This window comes from Streptomyces sp. NPDC052721 (assembly GCF_040678315.1).
In the GTDB taxonomy this organism is placed as follows: domain Bacteria; phylum Actinomycetota; class Actinomycetes; order Streptomycetales; family Streptomycetaceae; genus Streptomyces.
In genome coordinates this window covers 41,217-59,406 of the sequence record NZ_JBFATL010000008.1, presented here as the reverse complement: position 1 = coordinate 59,406, position 18,190 = coordinate 41,217, and the positions used below count along the sequence as shown (strand labels likewise).

The 18,190-nt window shown below is 70.2% G+C and carries 17 protein-coding genes and 1 pseudogene; 13 read left to right on the top strand and 5 right to left on the bottom strand.

Going from position 1 to position 18,190, the window contains the following annotated elements; all coding sequences use genetic code 11:
- The first annotated feature begins 104 nt into the window (after positions 1 to 104).
- The 7 genes from rsmD to mutM all read left to right on the top strand — a co-directional run bounded on the left by rsmD (position 105) and on the right by mutM (position 5,198).
- Positions 105 to 692, top strand: coding sequence for a 16S rRNA (guanine(966)-N(2))-methyltransferase RsmD (gene rsmD, locus AB0L21_RS10685; RefSeq protein WP_365783402.1), 588 nt, complete (start codon positions 105 to 107; stop codon positions 690 to 692).
- A 26-nt stretch (positions 693 to 718) separates the two neighbouring features.
- Positions 719 to 1,198 carry a pantetheine-phosphate adenylyltransferase gene (gene coaD, locus AB0L21_RS10680; RefSeq protein ID WP_031028360.1) on the top strand — a complete coding sequence of 160 codons (480 nt, stop codon included), beginning with the start codon at positions 719 to 721 and terminating at the stop codon, positions 1,196 to 1,198.
- A 57-nt stretch (positions 1,199 to 1,255) separates the two neighbouring features.
- Positions 1,256 to 2,359, top strand: a complete 1,104-nt coding sequence (locus AB0L21_RS10675) for a cell division initiation protein (RefSeq protein ID WP_365783400.1) — start codon at positions 1,256 to 1,258, stop codon at positions 2,357 to 2,359.
- A 130-nt stretch (positions 2,360 to 2,489) separates the two neighbouring features.
- Positions 2,490 to 3,131: a DUF177 domain-containing protein gene (locus tag AB0L21_RS10670; protein ID WP_365702996.1), complete on the top strand. Its 642-nt coding sequence runs from the start codon at positions 2,490 to 2,492 to the stop codon at positions 3,129 to 3,131.
- A 2-nt stretch (positions 3,132 to 3,133) separates the two neighbouring features.
- Positions 3,134 to 3,307, top strand: coding sequence for a 50S ribosomal protein L32 (gene rpmF, locus AB0L21_RS10665; protein WP_003951102.1), 174 nt, complete (start codon positions 3,134 to 3,136; stop codon positions 3,305 to 3,307).
- 20 nt (positions 3,308 to 3,327) lie between these two features.
- The gene (rnc, locus tag AB0L21_RS10660) at positions 3,328 to 4,170 is read left to right on the top strand and encodes a ribonuclease III (protein WP_365702994.1); all 843 of its coding nucleotides are present in this window, start codon (positions 3,328 to 3,330) and stop codon (positions 4,168 to 4,170) included.
- 167 nt (positions 4,171 to 4,337) lie between these two features.
- The gene (gene mutM, locus AB0L21_RS10655) at positions 4,338 to 5,198 is read left to right on the top strand and encodes a bifunctional DNA-formamidopyrimidine glycosylase/DNA-(apurinic or apyrimidinic site) lyase (RefSeq protein ID WP_365783398.1); all 861 of its coding nucleotides are present in this window, start codon (positions 4,338 to 4,340) and stop codon (positions 5,196 to 5,198) included.
- Here the strand turns inward: mutM and AB0L21_RS10650 are convergent.
- Positions 5,171 to 5,566, bottom strand: coding sequence for a helix-turn-helix domain-containing protein (locus AB0L21_RS10650; RefSeq protein WP_365702989.1), 396 nt, complete (start codon positions 5,564 to 5,566; stop codon positions 5,171 to 5,173). The genes mutM and AB0L21_RS10650 overlap by 28 nt on opposite strands.
- A gap of 138 nt (positions 5,567 to 5,704) precedes the next feature.
- Here AB0L21_RS10650 and AB0L21_RS10645 point away from each other — a divergent pair, with 138 nt between their 5' ends.
- Positions 5,705 to 6,289, top strand: a complete 585-nt coding sequence (locus AB0L21_RS10645) for a flavodoxin family protein (protein ID WP_365783396.1) — start codon at positions 5,705 to 5,707, stop codon at positions 6,287 to 6,289.
- A 112-nt stretch (positions 6,290 to 6,401) separates the two neighbouring features.
- On the opposite strand, the gene AB0L21_RS10640 is transcribed toward AB0L21_RS10645, so the two are convergent.
- Positions 6,402 to 6,635, bottom strand: coding sequence for a DUF4262 domain-containing protein (locus AB0L21_RS10640; protein WP_365783394.1), 234 nt, complete (start codon positions 6,633 to 6,635; stop codon positions 6,402 to 6,404).
- A 224-nt stretch (positions 6,636 to 6,859) separates the two neighbouring features.
- On the opposite strand from AB0L21_RS10640, the pseudogene AB0L21_RS10635 reads away from it, so the two are divergent.
- A pseudogene (locus tag AB0L21_RS10635) lies at positions 6,860 to 7,180 on the top strand (site-specific integrase); the annotation flags it as partial.
- A gap of 32 nt (positions 7,181 to 7,212) precedes the next feature.
- Here the strand turns inward: AB0L21_RS10635 and AB0L21_RS10630 are convergent.
- Positions 7,213 to 8,472, bottom strand: a complete 1,260-nt coding sequence (locus AB0L21_RS10630) for a CAP domain-containing protein (RefSeq protein ID WP_365783511.1) — start codon at positions 8,470 to 8,472, stop codon at positions 7,213 to 7,215.
- A gap of 565 nt (positions 8,473 to 9,037) precedes the next feature.
- On the opposite strand from AB0L21_RS10630, the gene AB0L21_RS10625 reads away from it, so the two are divergent.
- The 4 genes from AB0L21_RS10625 to AB0L21_RS10610 all read left to right on the top strand — a co-directional run bounded on the left by AB0L21_RS10625 (position 9,038) and on the right by AB0L21_RS10610 (position 15,530).
- A complete protein-coding gene (locus AB0L21_RS10625; protein WP_058082041.1) occupies positions 9,038 to 9,319 on the top strand; it encodes an acylphosphatase in 282 nt (93 codons plus the stop codon).
- A 380-nt stretch (positions 9,320 to 9,699) separates the two neighbouring features.
- Positions 9,700 to 9,903, top strand: coding sequence for a hypothetical protein (locus tag AB0L21_RS10620; protein WP_014675251.1), 204 nt, complete (start codon positions 9,700 to 9,702; stop codon positions 9,901 to 9,903).
- 270 nt (positions 9,904 to 10,173) lie between these two features.
- Positions 10,174 to 13,911 (top strand): AAA family ATPase, encoded by a 3,738-nt coding sequence (locus tag AB0L21_RS10615; protein ID WP_365783392.1) that lies wholly within the window; start codon positions 10,174 to 10,176, stop codon positions 13,909 to 13,911.
- A gap of 200 nt (positions 13,912 to 14,111) precedes the next feature.
- Positions 14,112 to 15,530: a sugar porter family MFS transporter gene (locus AB0L21_RS10610; protein WP_365702976.1), complete on the top strand. Its 1,419-nt coding sequence runs from the start codon at positions 14,112 to 14,114 to the stop codon at positions 15,528 to 15,530.
- A 136-nt stretch (positions 15,531 to 15,666) separates the two neighbouring features.
- Here AB0L21_RS10610 and AB0L21_RS10605 read toward each other — a convergent pair whose 3' ends face one another.
- Both AB0L21_RS10605 and AB0L21_RS10600 read right to left on the bottom strand, forming a co-directional pair.
- The gene (locus AB0L21_RS10605; RefSeq protein ID WP_365702974.1) at positions 15,667 to 16,635 is read right to left on the bottom strand and encodes an LLM class flavin-dependent oxidoreductase; all 969 of its coding nucleotides are present in this window, start codon (positions 16,633 to 16,635) and stop codon (positions 15,667 to 15,669) included.
- Between the two features lie 54 nt (positions 16,636 to 16,689).
- Positions 16,690 to 18,138 (bottom strand): cytosine permease, encoded by a 1,449-nt coding sequence (locus AB0L21_RS10600; protein ID WP_365783390.1) that lies wholly within the window; start codon positions 18,136 to 18,138, stop codon positions 16,690 to 16,692.
- Positions 18,139 to 18,190 lie beyond the last annotated feature (52 nt).

The following is an 18,190-nucleotide window of genomic DNA, read 5'->3' as shown; positions in this document are numbered from 1 at the left end:
GCGCGGGGCTGTACCGATGTGCGGCTCCGCCGCGCGGGCGCGAGCACCCACGACGAACCTGCTGCCACACTGAATCCGTAACCACCCCCGAGCAAGGACCGCAGATGACTCGCGTGATCGCCGGCCGGGCAGGCGGACGGCGCCTCTCCGTACCGCCCGGCACCGGAACCCGGCCGACCTCGGACCGCGCACGCGAGGGCCTCTTCTCCACCTGGCAGTCCCTCCTCGGCGGCCCCCTGGACGGCGAACGGGTCCTGGACCTCTACGCCGGCTCTGGTGCCGTGGGCCTGGAGGCCCTGTCCCGAGGCGCGAGCCACACGCTCCTCGTCGAAGCCGACGCCCGCGCAGCGAAAGTCGTCCGCGAGAACGTGAAGAGCCTGGGCCTGCCCGGCGCAGAGGTAAGAGCGGGCAAAGCGGAACAGATCATCAGGCAGGCCGCACCGGACGAGCCCTACGACCTCGTCTTCCTCGACCCCCCGTACGCCGTCTCGGACGACGATCTTCGGGAGATTCTGCTCACACTCCGCTCGGAACGCTGGCTCGCCGAAGAAGCCCTCGTCACCGTGGAGCGCAGCACCAGAGGCGGCGAATTCCACTGGCCGGACGGCTTCGAGGCCATTCGCTCCCGTCGCTACGGCGAGGGAACGTTTTGGTACGGTCGCGCCGCCTCTACGTGCGAAGACGCACGATGACCGGACCGGAGAGCGAGGGATCACAAGTGCGCCGCGCCGTCTGTCCCGGGTCATTCGACCCGATCACCAACGGACACCTCGACATCATTGCCCGAGCCTCCCGTCTCTACGACGAGGTCTACGTCGCGGTGATGATCAACAAGTCCAAGAAGGGCCTGTTCGAGATCGAGGAGCGGATCGAGCTGATCCGCCAGGTCACCGCCGAGTACGCCAACGTCCGGGTGGAGGCGTTCCACGGCCTCCTCGTCGACTTCTGCAAGGAGCGCGACATCCCCGCCATCGTCAAGGGCCTGCGTGCCGTCAGCGACTTCGACTACGAACTCCAGATGGCCCAGATGAACAACGGCCTCACCGGCGTCGAGACGCTGTTCGTGCCCACCAACCCCACCTACAGCTTCCTGTCCTCCTCCCTCGTCAAGGAGGTCGCGGCCTGGGGCGGCGACGTCTCCCACCTGGTGCCGGCCGAGGTCCTGGAGGCGCTGAACAAGCGCCTCGCCAAGGGCTGATGGGGCTACAGTCGTCCCGTCCGTCTCCAACCCGGCTGTAGAGAGTGGCGAGCACAGGTGGACGTGCAGAAGAAGCTCGACGAGATCGTCTCCGCGGTCTCCAGTGCCCGGGCCATGCCCATGTCGGCGTCGTGCGTGATCAACCGCGCCGAACTGCTCTCGATGCTCGAAGAGGTGCGCCAGGCGCTGCCCGGCTCCCTGGCCCAGGCGCAGGAGCTGATCGGCGACCGTGAGCAGATGGTCGAGCAGGCCCGGCTGGAGGCCGAGCGGATCATCGAGAACGCGCACGCCGAGCGCGGCTCGCTGATCTCCGACACCGAGATCGCCCGCCGCTCCCAGGCCGAGGCCGACCGGATCCTCGCCGAGGCCCGCAAGGAGGCCGAGGAGATCCGCGCCGAGGCCGACGACTACGTCGACTCCAAGCTCGCCAACTTCGAGGTCGTCCTCACCAAGACCCTCGGCTCGGTCGGCCGGGGCCGCGAGAAGCTCCTCGGCACCGGCCCGGGCCTGGACGAGAACGGCTACGAGGACGAGGACGCCCCCGAGCGCAGCCAGGACCCGGAGACCCTGCGCCACACCGCCGACGCCTACGTCGACGCCAAGCTCGGCGCTTTCGAGGCGGTCCTCGCCAAGACCCTGGAGGCCGTCGGCCGCGGCCGGCAGAAGCTGCACGGCCGGATCGCCACCGACGACCTCGGCGCCCTCGCCGACGACACCACGACCTTCCAGCACTCCAGCGACGCCGACTACCTCGCCGACCTCGCGGCCCTGGCGGACAGCGACCGCGCGGCACAGCGGCAGCCCGAGCCGCCGCAGCCGTCGTACGAACCGCAGCCGGCCTATTCCCCCGCCTCCGGCTACGCTGCGGCGGGAGGTAACCCCATCCAGCAGCAGCCGGACCCGTACGCGGCCTTCCCGCAGCAGCCGGAGTACGCCCCGCAGCAGGACCCGTACGGCTACCAGCAGGCCGATCCGTACGCGTACCAGGGTTACGACGCCCAGCAGGGCGGCTACGAGCCCCAGCAGGCCCACCAGCCGCACCAGCACCAGGACCAGCACCAGGACCAGCAGGGTTACGCTCTCGACGAGACCAGCCTCTTCGACACGAGCATGATCAGCGCGGAGCAGCTCAGGGCGTACGAGCAGGGGCGGGGCCTGTAGCCCCGGGCGGATTGGGCGCTGAGCGAAAGGTCCAGTATCCTGGCTGTTCGGTCGCGCGTATGTCCGCGATCACCGCTGCCCGGAACACCGACGGGCGGCGTCCCTTCGAGTTCGAAGATCGAAAGCAGGAATGGCTTCCAACGCCCGCCTCGACCACCGGAACCCCCTCGTGATCGACACGCACGAGCTGGGTCGGCGTCCTGGTGCGCTGCAGCGCCTGACCCGCGAGGTCGACGCTCCCAAGGATCTCGGCATCCCGGGGGTCATCGGAGTGCCGGAAGGCGCCCCGATGGAGCTCGAAATCCGTCTGGAGTCGGTCATGGAAGGGGTGCTTGTCACAGGCACCGCCCGTGCCACGGCCGAGGGGGAGTGCGTAAGGTGTCTGGAGCCGGTCGAGCTGGAGCTCGAAGCGGACTTCCAGGAGATGTTCTCGTACCCTGACGCCGACGACCGGGGCCGTGTGATCACGGAACCGGGCGACGACGCCGAGGACGAGGACAGGCTCTTTGTCGAGGACGGTCTGATCGACCTCGAACCCGTGCTGCGCGATGCGGTGGTGCTCGCACTGCCGATGCAGCCGGTGTGCCAGGAAGACTGCCCGGGTCTGTGCTCCGAGTGCGGGGCGCGGCTGGCGGACGACCCGGACCACCACCACGACGCCGTCGACATCCGTTGGGCGGCTTTGCAGGGATTCGCCGATTCACACGAAGCCGGCGATAAGGACGAGATGAGCGGCGCCGAAGCGGGCGTCGACGAGAAGCAGGAGAAGTAGCCGTGGCTGTTCCGAAGCGGAAGATGTCGCGCAGCAACACGCGCCACCGCCGGTCGCAGTGGAAGGCTGCGGTCCCCACCCTGGTTGCGTGCGAGCGCTGCCACGAGCCCAAGCAGCAGCACATCGCGTGCCCGTCTTGCGGCACCTACAACAAGCGCCAGGTCCTCGAAGTCTGAGCGGGCTGGTGAGAGGCACTGTGTCCACGCCGAAGAAAACCTCTGCGGACAACCAGGCCTCGTCCCACACGCTTCTGGAAGGGCGGCTCGGCTACCAGGTCGAGTCCGCCCTTCTGGTGCGAGCGCTGACCCACCGTTCCTACGCGTACGAGAACGGCGGTCTGCCGACGAACGAGCGCCTGGAGTTCCTCGGGGACTCCGTGCTGGGCCTCGTCGTCACGGACACGCTGTACCGCACCCACCCCGACCTGCCCGAAGGCCAGCTGGCCAAGCTGCGGGCCGCGGTGGTCAACTCGCGTGCGTTGGCGGAGGTCGGCCGCGGCCTCGACCTGGGCGCCTTCATCCGGCTCGGCCGGGGTGAAGAGGGCACGGGCGGCCGGGACAAGGCATCCATCCTCGCCGACACCCTGGAAGCGGTGATCGGCGCGGTCTATCTCGACCAGGGCCTCGACGCGGCCTCCGAACTGGTGCACCGCCTGTTCGACCCGCTGATCGAGAAGTCCTCCAACCTCGGTGCCGGCCTGGACTGGAAGACGTCCCTCCAGGAGCTGACCGCGATCGAGGGACTCGGCGTGCCCGAGTACCTGGTCACGGAGACCGGCCCCGACCACGAGAAGACCTTCACTGCTGCCGCCCGCGTCGGGGGCGTCTCGTACGGCACCGGCACCGGCCGCAGCAAGAAGGAGGCGGAGCAGCAGGCCGCCGAGTCCGCCTGGCGGGCCATCCGGGCCGCCGCGGACGAGCGAGCCAAGGTGGCCAAGGAGCCCATCAAGGAGACGGCCGACGAGGCCGTCAAGGGCAGCGAGGCCGTCGAGGGCGGCGAGGCCGTCAAGGGCGGCAACGCGTCGTCCGCCACCGCCTGACCGGACAGAACAGCACCACCCGAGCGCCCGCCCCGCCTCCCGCGGGACGGGCGCTCGGCCATCCACGGGCGCTGCCGGCAGGGGGAGGGCGCCCACCGGCCCCGTGGACCGGCCGGGACCCGGGATACCCTGCCCTCAGCTCTTCCGCAGTCGCCCGAAGGAGTGTCGTGCCCGAGTTGCCCGAGGTCGAAGTCGTCCGCCGGGGCCTGGAGCGTTGGGTCGCCCACCGGACCGTCGCCGAGACCGAGGTGCTGCATCCGCGAGCCGTACGCCGGCATGTCGCCGGGCCCGACGACTTCGCGCACCGGCTCAAGGGCCACCACATCGGCACGCCCCGGCGGCGCGGCAAGTATCTGTGGCTGCCGCTGGAGGAGACGAACCAGTCCGTCCTCGCCCACCTCGGCATGAGCGGCCAGTTGCTGGTCCAGCCCCATGAGACGGCGGACGAGAAGCACCTGCGCATCCGCGTCCGGTTCGCCGACTCCCTCGGCACCGAACTCCGCTTCGTCGACCAGCGCACCTTCGGCGGACTGTCGTTGCACGACAACACCCCCGACGGCCTGCCCGACGTCATCGCGCACATCGCCCGCGACCCGCTGGACCCGCTCTTCGACGACGAGGCCTTCCACCAGGCGCTGCGCCGCAAGCGGACCACCATCAAGCGGGCCCTGCTGGACCAGTCGCTGATCAGCGGGGTCGGCAACATCTACGCGGACGAGGCCCTGTGGCGCGCCCGCGTCCACTACGAACGCCCCACGGCGAACTTCACCCGCCCGGTCACGGCGGAACTCCTCGGTCACATACGCGACGTGATGAACGCGGCCCTCGCCGTCGGCGGCACCAGCTTCGACAGCCTCTACGTCAACGTCAACGGCGAGTCCGGCTACTTCGACCGCTCCCTGGACGCCTACGGCCGCGAGAACGAGCCCTGCCGTCGCTGCGGCACCCCCCTGCGCCGCCGCCCCTGGATGAACCGGTCCAGCTACTTCTGCCCCACGTGTCAGAGGGCGCCGCGCGTCTCGTCGTAACGCGCGCGGGCCGCGAGGACGTCGTCCATCGCGCCCTCCACGCAGTGGATGAGCGCCAGCAGCCGCTCGGCGACCTGCCGGCCCAGGGGTGTCAGCTCGTAGTCCACGCGCGGCGGGTTCGTCGGCTGGGCCTCGCGGTGCACCAGGCCGTCGCGTTCGAGCGCGTGCAGCGTCTGGGACAGCATCTTCTCGCTCACCCCGTCCACGCGTCGGCGCAGCTCGTTGAAGCGCAGCGAACCCTCGTACAGCGCGCCGAGCGTCAGTCCGCCCCAGCGGCCCGTGACGTGCTCCAGCGTGCCCCGTGACGGGCAGGCCTTGGCGAAGACGTTGTACGCGAGGTCGTCGTAGTCGTGGGTGGTGGCCGTCATAGCGGAAAGGGTACGCCCGCACAGCGCTCACCACCAGGTTGCACTAACCAGAAGTTAGTGCTTTCCTCTGGTTACCGCTTACGAGCTGCTCTCTTCATGCGAGCTGCCGCTTACCGCTGCCCCTTTCAAGGAGTCCGCATGACCACGCCCGTCGTTTCCATCGCCTATCACTCCGGCTACGGCCACACCGCCGTCCTCGCCGAGGCCGTCCGCGCCGGTGCCCTCGACGCGGGTGCCGAGGTACACCTGATCAAGGTCGACGAGATCACCGACGAGCAGTGGGAGACGCTGGACCGCTCCGACGTGATCGTCTTCGGCTCGCCCACCTACATGGGCACCGCCTCCGGCGCCTTCCACGTCTTCGCCGAGGCCACCTCCAAGCGCTGGTTCGGCCAGGACTGGAAGGACAAGCTGGCCGCCGGCTTCACCAACTCCGCGTCCAAGAGCGGCGACAAGCTGCACACCCTGCAGTTCTTCCAGACGCTCGCCGCCCAGCACGGCATGCACTGGGTCAACCTCGGACTGCTCCCGGGCTGGAACAGCAGCACCGCCTCCGAACACGACCTCAACCGCCTCGGCTTCTTCGCCGGTGCCGCCGCCCAGAGCAACAACGACCAGGGCCCCGAGGGCGTCCACAAGGCCGACCTGGCCACCGCCGAGCACCTGGGGCGCCGGGTGACGGAGACGGCGAAGGTCTTCACCCGCGGACACGTCGCCGCGTAGCGCCTGCCAGGGCGTGGAGCCTGCTGGATCTGCGGCGCCTCAGATCGCTCCCCATGGAGCCGGCGTATCCGACTTGGGAATCCATAGCAGAGGTTGATGTTCTCGACTGTAGTCAGCCGCATCGTCCTCCCACGGGAAGCGCCCCTCCTTGTCGGTGCCAGAAGAGCTGTGCCATGGGCAGCGGTGAAATCTGGTAGAAGTCCAGCGCCGCACCGAAGAATTCTCGGCACCAACTCTCGTGCACGGGACGGATGACAGCGGGGTAGTTGTCGTAGATGTCGTCCCTGCGCTGGTCAGGCACTAGTGGGGGACCATTGCGCACGGCGTCGGCAGCGTCATTGATCATGGGCATCAATGCCACATGCCGCACAGGATGCCCCGCGGCCTCGGCGGCTCACCTCGCAGTCGGCGCCCCATGGTGACTGCTTAAAGTCGCGGAGCCGACCTGTAACTGCGAAGCATCCCGGCGACTGGGGTGATCTGTCCGGGCTGGTCCCCATAGTGGTTCGCCATGCTCGGCACAGGGGTGCCTGGACCAAGGGCCAGTAGCGGCGCAACGTCTTCTGGCGGCTCCACGTCGTGCGGCAGGTGAAGCTACTGCGGCTGTCCCGGCCGGTGTTCGCTCCGCCGAAGGGCGGCAAGTAGCGTGAGGTTCCTGTTTTCACCGGCACCATGGGCCTGCCGCTGGACCGGAACGTTTCAACGACCGCGTATGGCGGCCGGCGCTTCGGTCCGCAGGCGTCGAGACCGGCCGGGACAACGGCATGCACGCGTTGCGTCACTTCTACGTACACGCACCTGATGCCGTCGAGCGGGACCCGGACCCGGGCCGCCGTGGATCGCGTCTTCGCGGACGAGGAACCCACGATTGACGGCCCGGACACGGCCCAGGAGGGTACTCAGCCGTCTGACCTGCGATTACCTCAATATCCGAAGTCCTGCGTCCACCAAGGTCCGCCGGGGCCGAAGTGGACGCCGACACCGAGGGTCTTGACGTCGCAGCTCAGGATGTTGGCGCGGTGGCCGGGGCTGTCCATCCAGGCCGCCATCACGGTCGCCGCGTCGGTCTGACCGCGGGCTATGTTCTCGCCGCCGAGATCGGTGACGCCGGCCGCGGCAGCCCGGTCCCACGGCGTCCTGCCGTCCGGGTCGGTGTGGTCGAAGAAGCCGCGCGCGGCCATGTCGTCACTGAACGCCTCGGCCAGCCTCGTCAGTGAGGAGTTCGCCGCCAGCGGGCTGCAGCCGACCTTCGCCCGCTCGTCGTTGACGAGCTTCAGCACCTGAGCCTCGGCGGCGGCCTCCCGCGACACCGTCACCGGTGAGGAGACCGGCGTAGGCACTTTGGTGGCCGTACGGGACGGGGTGGCCTTCGGCGTGGAGGGCTTGGACGGGGCGGGCGGCTTGGACGGCGTGGACGGCGAGGAGGGCGTGGTCCTCGGTGCCGTTCTGGCCGGCGTCGGCTTCTCGGTCGCCGTCTTGGTAGGGGTGGCCGTCTTCGAGGGGGTCGCCGTCTTCGACGGGCTGGCCGTCTTCGAGGGCGTCGCCGTCTTCGGCGGAGTGGCCGTCTTCGGCGGAGTGGCCGTCTTCGGCGGAGTGGCCGTCTTGGAAGGGGTGGCCGTCTTGGAAGGGGTGGCCGTCTTTGACGGGGTGGCCGTCTTTGACGGGGTGGCCGTCTTCGAGGGCGTCGCCGTCTTCGGCGGAGTGGCCGTCTTTGACGGGGTGGCCGTCTTGGAGGGGGTCGCCGTCTTCGACGGGGTGGCCGTCTTGGAGGGGGTCGCCGTCTTCGAGGGGGACGCCGTCTTCGAGGCGGACGCCGAGGCAGAGGGGGAGTGCGAAGGGGAGCGGGTATGCGATGCGGATGGGGTATGCGAGGCCGACGGGGACTGCGAGGCGGACCGGGACTGCGAGGGCGAGGCGAACGCCGAGGCCGACGGGCTCGCGGAGCCGCCGCGCGCACTGTTCCCGCTGCCGGACGGGCCGGCGGACATGTCGGCGCTGCCCGCGGTGCCGCCCTGCTCGCCGGCCGTGCTGCTGGGGGCGGCCGCGGTCCGTACCCGGTCGCCGCCGGTGGTGTGCGTACCGCCGCCGAGCTGGTAGTGCTCCAGGCCCGGTACGACACCCGTGGCCACCGCGACCGTGCCGAGGGCCACGGCCACGGAGACACCGAGCAGACCCGCCCGCACCGGCCGTCCGGCCTTGTTCCGCCGCCGGTGCCCACCGGACGGCCCGCCGGCCGGGGTGAAACCGCCGCCCGTGAAGCCACCGCTGCCCGGTCCGGAGCCGGAGCCGGACCCAAACCCGGGCGCACCCGGCGTCGGCTCGTCGTCCGTCGCGAACAGGTACGCCTGGGCCTTCGCCGCGGCCTCGGCGTAGGCCTCCGGGTTCAGGTAGGGCGCGATGCCCATCGGCATCCGCCGTTCCCCCGCGGACGAGTGCTGGGGGTCGTCGCTCCCGGATCCCGGGTGCTGCGTGTGGCCGACCCCCGTGGCGCGGCCCGTGGCGGCGCGGCCGGCGGCGGAGCGTCGGTGGCGTCCCATGTCCTTGCCCTCTTCCTCGTGCCTGCGGTCGACCGGCGCCTGCACGGCGAGTGAGTCCCCCGGCGAGCGACTCGTGGCGAGTGACTCCCTCTGGCCAACCCGACTCACTCGATCGAGTGAGTTTCATATGGGATGTATCGGGTCCGGACGGTACCCCATGCCGCTCGGCGACGATGTGTCCCGGCCGACACCGGCCGGTTAGGTTGCACCCATGAGCGAGGAAGTGCGACTGGTCGCCTGGGTGCGTGGACACGTGCAGGGCGTGGGATTTCGCTGGTTCACGCGCGCCAAGGCGCTGGAGATCGGCGGGTTGAGTGGTTTTGCTCTCAATTTGGCCGACGGCCGGGTCCAGGTGGTCGCGGAGGGGCCACGGGAGGGGTGCGAGGGGCTGCTGGACTGGCTCCAGGGCAGCGACACGCCCGGGCGTGTGGACGGTGTCACCGAGATCTGGGACACACCGCGCGGCGGTTACGACGGCTTCGCCGTCCGCTGATCCGGAGCGGCTCGGTCCCGCGCGCTGCACCGTGGCAAGCTGCCGGGGGCACATGCGGAGACGGAAACGCCCTGGTGGTTGCCAAGACAGGCGTGGCATGGCAGGCTCCGCTTTTACTGCTGGTCGCCACGCCCTGAGGGTCCGGAGGAGTCGCAGCGCCGCCGCTTCACCGGCCGCGCGCCCCGGTTTGCCCGCCAATACAGGGCGTGATCGTGTTGACCGTCAAACTTTTTGGTGAGACGCTGAAAGCCCCGCGCACCTTAGCTGTTTGGCATGGAGCAACACCAGAGCAACACCCGGATGTGCCAAGCACCACGGGTGCGAATCCCTCACGACCCACACCGCATCGGTCGGTCACTCAGTGTGGAGGACCATCCATCATGGCAAAGGCGCTTCTCGGTTACGTCGGCGGCTCCGACCCTCGACTCCTCGCCGAGATGCGACGGCTGCAGCAGCGCGTTCAGGACCTGGAGTCCGAGCTCGTACGGATCCAGGCGGAGAACGAAGCGCTGACGGCTGCCGCCTCTCAGGACAGGATCATGGAGAGCATCGACGCACACCAGGCGGAGCCTGCGCTCACCTGATCGTTGCATCGCTCCACGACAGCAGTCGCAATGATCGGGCTGCCCGTATCAACCGCTCAGTTGATCGGACGGCTGAGATCCAGCCGTCAGAGTTGCAAGGGACGCTTCGGCGTCCCTTCGTTCTTTCCCCCGCCTTCCCCCGCCGGTCGTCAGCCCGCGCATCCTTTCACCCTCTTCAACATCTGGTGTGCCCTGCATGGTCACGAGCGAAACCGCGCGGTTGCGAGGGTTCATGGAGTGAGATAGCGGCGGCGGGTAGAGTCCAGCGGCGTGCACCTCAAGGCCCTGACCCTCCGCGGGTTCAAGTCGTTCGCCTCGGCGACCACGCTCCGGTTCGAACCGGGCATCACGTGTGTCGTCGGACCGAACGGCTCGGGCAAGTCCAATGTCGTGGACGCGCTCAGCTGGGTCATGGGCGAACAGGGCGCCAAGTCGCTGCGTGGCGGCAAGATGGAGGACGTCATCTTCGCCGGCACCACCGGCCGCCCGCCGCTCGGCCGCGCCGAGGTCTCCCTGACCATCGACAACTCCGACGGGGCGCTGCCCATCGAGTACGCCGAGGTCACCATCACGCGGATCATGTTCCGCAACGGCGGCAGCGAGTACCAGATCAACGGCGACACCTGCCGTCTCCTCGACATCCAGGAACTCCTCTCCGACTCCGGCATCGGCCGAGAGATGCACGTCATCGTCGGCCAGGGCCAGCTCGACTCCGTCCTGCACGCCGACCCCATGGGCCGCCGCGCCTTCATCGAGGAGGCGGCCGGGGTCCTCAAACACCGCAAGCGCAAGGAGAAGGCGCTCCGCAAGCTGGACGCGATGCAGGCCAACCTCGCGCGCGTCCAGGACCTCACCGACGAGCTGCGGCGCCAGCTCAAGCCGCTCGGCCGGCAGGCCGCCGTCGCCCGCAGGGCCGCCGTCATCCAGGCCGACCTCCGCGACGCCCGCCTGCGGCTCCTCGCCGACGACCTCGTCCGCCTGCGCGAAGCCCTCCAGGCCGAGATCGCCGACGAGGCGGCCCTGAAGGAGCGCAAGGAGACCGCCGAGCAGGAGCTGAAGAAGGCCCTCCACCGCGAGGCGCTGCTGGAGGACGAGGTACGCCGGCTCACCCCGCGCCTCCAGCGCGCCCAGCAGACCTGGTACGAGCTGTCCCAGCTGGCCGAACGCGTGCGCGGCACCGTCTCGCTGGCCGACGCCCGGGTCAAGAGCGCCACCTCCGCGCCCCCCGACGAGCGGCGCGGCCGGGACCCGGAGGACCTGGAGCGCGAGGCCGCCCGCATCCGTGAACAGGAGGCCGAGCTGGAGGCCGCCCTGGAAGCGGCCCAGCGGGCCCTGGACGACACCGTCGCCCACCGCGCCGAACTGGAGCGCGAGCTGGCGGTCGAGGAACGCCGGCTGAAGGATGTCGCCCGCGCCATCGCGGACCGCCGCGAAGGGCTGGCCCGCCTCTCCGGGCAGGTCAACGCGGCCCGCTCGCGCGCCGCCTCCGCCCAGGCCGAGATCGACCGGCTGGCCACGGCCCGCGACGAGGCACAGGAACGCGCGGTCCGCGCCCAGGAGGAGTACGAGGCCCTCCAGGCCGAGGTCGACGGCCTCGACGCCGGCGACGCCGACCTGGCCGAACAGCACGAGACGGCGAAACGACAGCTGGCAGCGGCCGAGGCCGCCCTGACCACGGCCCGCGAGGCACTGACCGCCGCGGAGCGCAGCCGCGCCGCGACCCAGGCCCGCCACGAAGCGCTGGCGCTGGGCCTGCGCCGGAAGGACGGCACCGGCATACTGCTGGGCGCCCGGGACCGGCTCACCGGAGTCCTGGGTCCGGCGGCAGAGCTGCTGACGATCACACAGGGCTACGAGATCCCGCTGGCGGCGGCCCTGGGCACAGCGGCGGACGCCATCGCCGTGACGACCCCCGCGGCGGCGACCGAGGCGATCAACCTCCTTCGCAAACAGGACGGCGGCCGAGCGACCCTCCTCCTGTCAGGAGCCCAAGAGGAGCCGCCCCGCAGGTTCGCGGGGAACGGCGCGAGCCATCGCAACGAGCCGGCGGCTGAGAAGGGCGGTTCGGCTCCCGGAGGGTTGGCGGGGAACGGCGCGAGCGATCGCAACGAGCCGGCGGCTGAGAAGGGCGGTTCTGTTCCCGGAGGGTTCGCGGGGGATGGTGCGAGCAACCCCACCGAGCCGGCAGCCGTAGGCGGTGGTGCAGCACCCCTCTTCGCCGCCGACCTCGTCCGCGGTCCCGCCGAGCTGATGCCCGCGGTCCGCCGTCTGCTGTCCGGCATCGTGGTCGTGGACACCCTGGACGACGCCGAGGCTCTGGTCTACACCCACCCCGAGCTGACCGCCGTCACCGCCGAGGGTGACCTTCTCGCCGCCCACGTCGCGCACGGCGGCTCGGCGGGTGTGCCCAGCCTGCTGGAGGTGCAGGCCTCCGTGGACGAGGCCGCCGCCGAGCTGGCCGAGCTGGAGGTGCGCTGCCAAGAGCTGACCGAGGCCCAGCAGGCCGCGGCCGGGCACCGCAAGCAGGCCGCGGCCCTCGTGGAAGAACTCGGAGAGCGGCGACGGGCCGCCGACCGCGAGAAGTCGGCCGTGGCGCAGCAGCTCGGCCGGCTCGCCGGACAGGCCCGCGGCGCGGCCGGGGAGGCCGAGCGGTCGGCCGCGGCGGCGGCCCGCGCGCAGGAGGCGCTGGAGAAGGCCGTCCAGGAGGCCGAGGAGCTCGCCGAGCGGCTGGCCGTGGCCGAGGAGATGCCGGTGGAGGAGGAGCCGGACACCTCGGTGCGCGACCGGCTCGCCGCCGACGGGGCCAACGCGAGGCAGACCGAGATGGAGGCCCGCCTTCAGGTCCGTACGCACGAGGAGCGGGTGAAGGGGCTCGCCGGACGCGCCGACTCGCTCGACCGGGCGGCCCGCGCCGAACGCGAGGCACGCGCGCGTGCCGAGCAGCGCCGGGCCCGGCTGCGGCACGAGGCGGCGGTCGCGGAAGCCGTCGCCTCCGGCGCGCGGCAGCTGCTCGCGCACGTCGAGGTGTCCCTCGCCCGGGCAGACCAGGAGCGTTCCGCCGCCGAGGCCGCCAAGGCCCGGGGCGAGCAGGAACTGGCCGCCGCCCGTACGGCGGGCCGTGAACTGAAGGCGGAACTCGACAAGTTGACGGATTCGGTCCACCGGGGCGAGGTACTCGGCGCCGAGAAGCGGCTGCGCATCGAGCAGCTGGAGACCAAGGCGCTGGAGGAGCTGGGTGTCGAGCCGGAGGGTCTGGTGGCGGAGTACGGGCCGCACCAGCCTGTGCCGCCCTCGCCCCCCGCCGACGGCGAGCAGGTGCCCGAGGACCCGGATCATCCGCGCAACCGGCCGCGCCCCTTCGTGCGGGCCGAGCAGGAGAAGCGGCTCAAGGCGGCCGAGCGGGCGTACCAGCAGCTGGGCAAGGTCAACCCGCTGGCGCTGGAGGAGTTCGCGGCGCTGGAGGAGCGGCACAAGTTCCTCAGCGAGCAGCTGGAGGACCTGAAGAAGACCCGCGCCGACCTGCTCCAGGTGGTGAAGGAGGTCGACGAGCGCGTCGAGCAGGTCTTCACCGAGGCCTACCGGGACACCGCCCGGGAGTTCGAGGGAGTCTTCGGCCGTCTCTTCCCGGGTGGCGAGGGCCGACTGATCCTGACGGATCCCGACAACATGCTCACCACGGGCGTGGACGTCGAGGCGCGCCCGCCGGGCAAGAAGGTCAAGCGGCTCTCCCTGCTGTCGGGCGGCGAGCGCTCGCTGACGGCCGTCGCCCTGCTGGTGTCGATCTTCAAGGCCCGGCCGAGCCCCTTCTACGTCATGGACGAGGTCGAGGCCGCGCTGGACGACACGAACCTCCAGCGGCTGATCCGGATCATGCAGGAGTTGCAGGAGACCTCGCAGCTGATCGTGATCACGCACCAGAAGCGCACGATGGAGGTCGCCGACGCGCTCTACGGCGTGTCCATGCAGGGCGATGGTGTCTCGAAGGTCATCTCCCAGCGTCTTCGGTAGCACTCCCTCAAGATCAACTGACTCTGCGTTCAAGAAATGAACGCAGAGTGCTTGGTCATATCTGAAAACTCACAGGCATTGAAGTATTGACTTCGAAACTTGAAGGCATAGTCTCTGCAACGTTGCTTTTACCTTCAGGTTCTACCTGTAAGGGCTCGCCCCCACCCGCGGCAGCGCTGCCGTGGCCCGAGGAGTTACACGTGACCAGCACAGCGCAGGCACCTCAGTCAGGAGCCAGGACGGCTCATCCCGATCATCTCGGGCACGTCATCTTCATCGCGGCGGCTGCCGCCATGGGCGGCTTCCTCTTCGGCTACGACAGCTCCGTCATCAACGGTGCCGTCGAGGCCATCCGCGGCCGTTACGACATCGGGTCCGCCGCCCTCGCCCAGGTCATCGCGATCGCCCTGATCGGCTGTGCCATCGGTGCCGCCACCGCCGGCCGCATCGCCGACCGGATCGGCCGCATCCGCTGCATGCAGATCGCCGCGGTCCTCTTCACCATCAGCGCCGTCGGCTCCGCGCTGCCCTTCGCGCTGTGGGACCTCGCCTTCTGGCGCATCGTCGGCGGCTTCGCCATCGGCATGGCCTCCGTCATCGGCCCGGCCTACATCGCCGAGGTCGCCCCGCCCGCCTACCGCGGCCGGCTCGGCTCCTTCCAGCAGGCCGCGATCGTCGTCGGCATCGCCATCTCGCAGCTGGTCAACTGGGGCCTGCTCAACGCCGCCGGCGGCGACCAGCGCGGCAAGCTGATGGGCCTGGAGGCCTGGCAGGTCATGCTCGGCGTGATGGTCATCCCGGCCGTCCTCTACGGCCTGCTGTCCTTCGCGATCCCCGAGTCCCCGCGCTTCCTGCTCTCCGTCGGCAAGCACGACCGCGCCCGTGAGATCCTCGCCGAGGTCGAGGGCAAGGACATCGACCTGGACGCCCGCGTCGCCGAGATCGAGCTGGCGATGAAGAGCGAGCACAAGTCCACGTTCAAGGACCTGCTCGGCGGCTCCTTCTTCTTCAAGCCGATCGTCTGGGTCGGTATCGGCCTGTCGGTCTTCCAGCAGTTCGTCGGCATCAACGTCGCGTTCTACTACTCCTCGACGCTGTGGCAGTCGGTCGGCGTCGACCCGACGGACTCGTTCTTCTACTCCTTCACGACCTCGATCATCAACATCATCGGCACCGTGATCGCGATGATCTTCGTGGACCGCGTCGGCCGCAAGCCGCTCGCCCTCATCGGCTCGATCGGCATGGTCGTCGGCCTGGCCCTGGAGGCCTGGGCGTTCAGCTACCACCTGGTCGACGGCAAGCTGCCGAGCACCCAGGGCTGGGTCGCCCTGATCGCCGCCCACGTGTTCGTCCTCTTCTTCGCCCTCTCCTGGGGCGTGGTCGTCTGGGTCTTCCTCGGCGAGATGTTCCCGAACAGGATCCGTGCCGCAGCCCTGGGCGTGGCCGCCGCCGCGCAGTGGATCGCCAACTGGGCCATCACCGCGAGCTTCCCGTCGCTGGCCGACTGGAACCTCTCCGGCACCTATGTGATCTACACCGTGTTCGCCGCGCTCTCCATCCCGTTCGTCCTGAAGTTCGTCAAGGAGACGAAGGGCAAGTCCCTGGAGGAGATGGGCTGAGCCTCCTGGCGAGGCCCCCCGAACTCGGGGAGAAGGGCCAAGTCCCCGCTGCCCCTCTCCCCGACCCGTCCGCCGCCCCCGGCCCGGCCACTGCCCGGACCGGGGGCGGCGGTGCCGTGAGCGCGCCCTCCCGGGATCAGCCGAGCGCCGGCACCACCCGCTGCGCGAACAGCCGCAGGCTGCGCCAGCCCTCCTCCACCGGCATCCCGCCCGCCAGCGGGTGCAGCACCAGGCTGTCCAGGCCCTGCGCCACGCACTGCTCCGGTGTGAGGATCCGGTACACGCCCTCGGCCCGCAGTTCCGCCACGGTCGTGGCCGCCGATCTCACCGCCGAGCGGACCTCCCCCGACTGCCAGGAGGCGTACGTGCGGGCCTCGTGCAGGAAGTGCTCGCCGTACTCGGCCCACGCCCGGTCCGGGTCCTCGGCGAGGTGGAGCAGCGGGGTCTCGGCGGCCGGCATCATCGTCCAGCCCTCGGTGCCGTACTCGGTGAGCTTCTCCTTGTAGTACGCCTCCAGCTCCGGCAGATGCGCGCTCGGGAAGAACGGCAGGCCGAGCCGGGCGGCCCGGCGGGCGGCGGCCCTGGAGGAACCGCCGACCAGCAGCAGCGGATGCGGATCGGTGTACGGGCGCGGGGTGAGCCGTACCCGTCGGCCCCGGTACGTGAACTCCTCGCCGGTCCATGCCGTCAGCAGCGTCTGAAGCAGCTCGTCCTGGAGCCGGCCGCGCCGGTGCCAGTCCACGCCGAACAGGGCGTACTCCTCCGGCCGGTACCCGATGCCGGCCACGGTCACCAGCCGGCCGCCGCTGAGCAGGTCCAGCACGGCGATCTCCTCCGCCAGCCGCAGCGGGTCGTGCAGCGGGCCGATCACCGCGGACACCGTCACCGCGATCCGGCGGGTCGCCCCGAACACCGCGCCCGCGAAGGCGAACGGCGACGGCAGCCAGTTGTCCTCGGCGCCGTGGTGCTCCTCGGTCTGCACGGTGCTGATCCCGTGCTCGTCCGCGTACGCGGCCATCTCCAGGGCGGCCCGGTACCGGGCGGCGAGGGCGGCGGGACCGGCGCCGGGCGCGACGAGATTGAAACGTACGACGGTGACGGGCATACGACGTCCCCCTCCGGTACGACTCGGTGGAGGGGGACGGTAGCTGACGGAGCGTCAGACAGCCAGAGTCTCGGGCTCCGGCGCGGGGGTGCCGGCCGCCGGGCGCCCGACCGCCGGCTTCGGCAGCACCAGGTACAGCCCGCCCGAGATCACGATCGTCGCCACCCAGCCGAGGCCGTACTCGCCGATCACGTTGTTCGCCGCGAGCGGGCCGGTGAACCAGTCCGAGGTCGTGAACATCAGGCCCGACACCAGGCCGGCCGCCCAGGCGGCCACGGCCGCGGGGGAGAAGCCGCCCTTGTACCAGTAGGCGCTGGTGCGGGTGGTGTCGGTCATCGCTTCGCCGTCGTACTCCGTGCGGCGGAACATGTCCGCGCCGAACACGCCGACCCAGGCCGAGAAGGCGACCGCCAGCAGCGACAGGAAAGCGATGAAGGAGCCCAGGAAGCTCGTCGCCGCCAGCATCAGCACCCCGCCGAAGACCAGCGAGATCACGGCGTTGACCGAGACCGCCCAGTGCCGCGGCACCTTGAAGCCCAGGGTCTGCGCGGTGAAGCCCGCCGAGTACATCGACATCGAGTTGATCAGCAGCATGCCGATCAGCGCGATGAACAGGTACGGCACGGCGATCCAGGTCGGCAGGATCTCGCCGAGGAAGGACACCGGGTCGCTCGCCGAGGCCAGGTCCGGCGTGGCGACGGCCATCACCGCGCCCATCAGGACCATGGGCAGGACGACGACACCGGCGCCGCCCACCGCCGTCCCCACGATCGCCCTGGACGAGGCCGTGCGGGGCAGGTAGCGGGTGAAGTCCGGGGCGGACGGGATCCAGCTGACACCGCCGGCCGCGATCATGCCGATGCCGGTGATCACCGCCGCCGAGGAACCGGCGCTGTGGTCCATCACCTTCGACCAGTCGGTGTTCGCCACCAGATAGGCCAGGACCAGCACGGAGAAGACACCGAAGAGATAGGTCGCGTACTTGTTGCACCTCTGCACGGCGTTGATGCCGAGACCGGAGATCGCGAAGGTCGCCACGACGAACGCCAGCAGCATCACCATGTCGAGCACGCTGTTCGCCCTGATGCCGAACAGGATGTCCAGGATGGTGAGCATCGCGTAGGCCCCGGTCACCGCGTTGATCGTCTCCCAGCCCCAGCGCGCGACCCAGATCAGCGAGCCCGGCAGCAGATTGCCGCGCTGCCCGAAGACCGCCCGCGACAGGGCCATGCCGGGCGCGCCGCCCCGCTTGCCCGCGATGCCGATCAGGCCCACGAGGCCGTACGACACGATCGGCGCCGCCACCGCGACGACCAGCGCCTGCCAGATGTTCAGGTGGTACGCCACGACCAGGCTCGCGCCCATCGTCAGCAGCAGCACGCTGATGTTCGCACCGACCCAGGTGGGGAACAGTTCCCGGGTCTTCGCCGTGCGCTCGTGGTCGGGGACCTGCTCGATACCGCGCGTTTCGAGAGCGCCTTCGGTCTCGACGGTTTTCGTCATGAAAGAGGTGCCAGACGTGGGGGGACAAGGACGGGGGGACTCTACGCGCGTC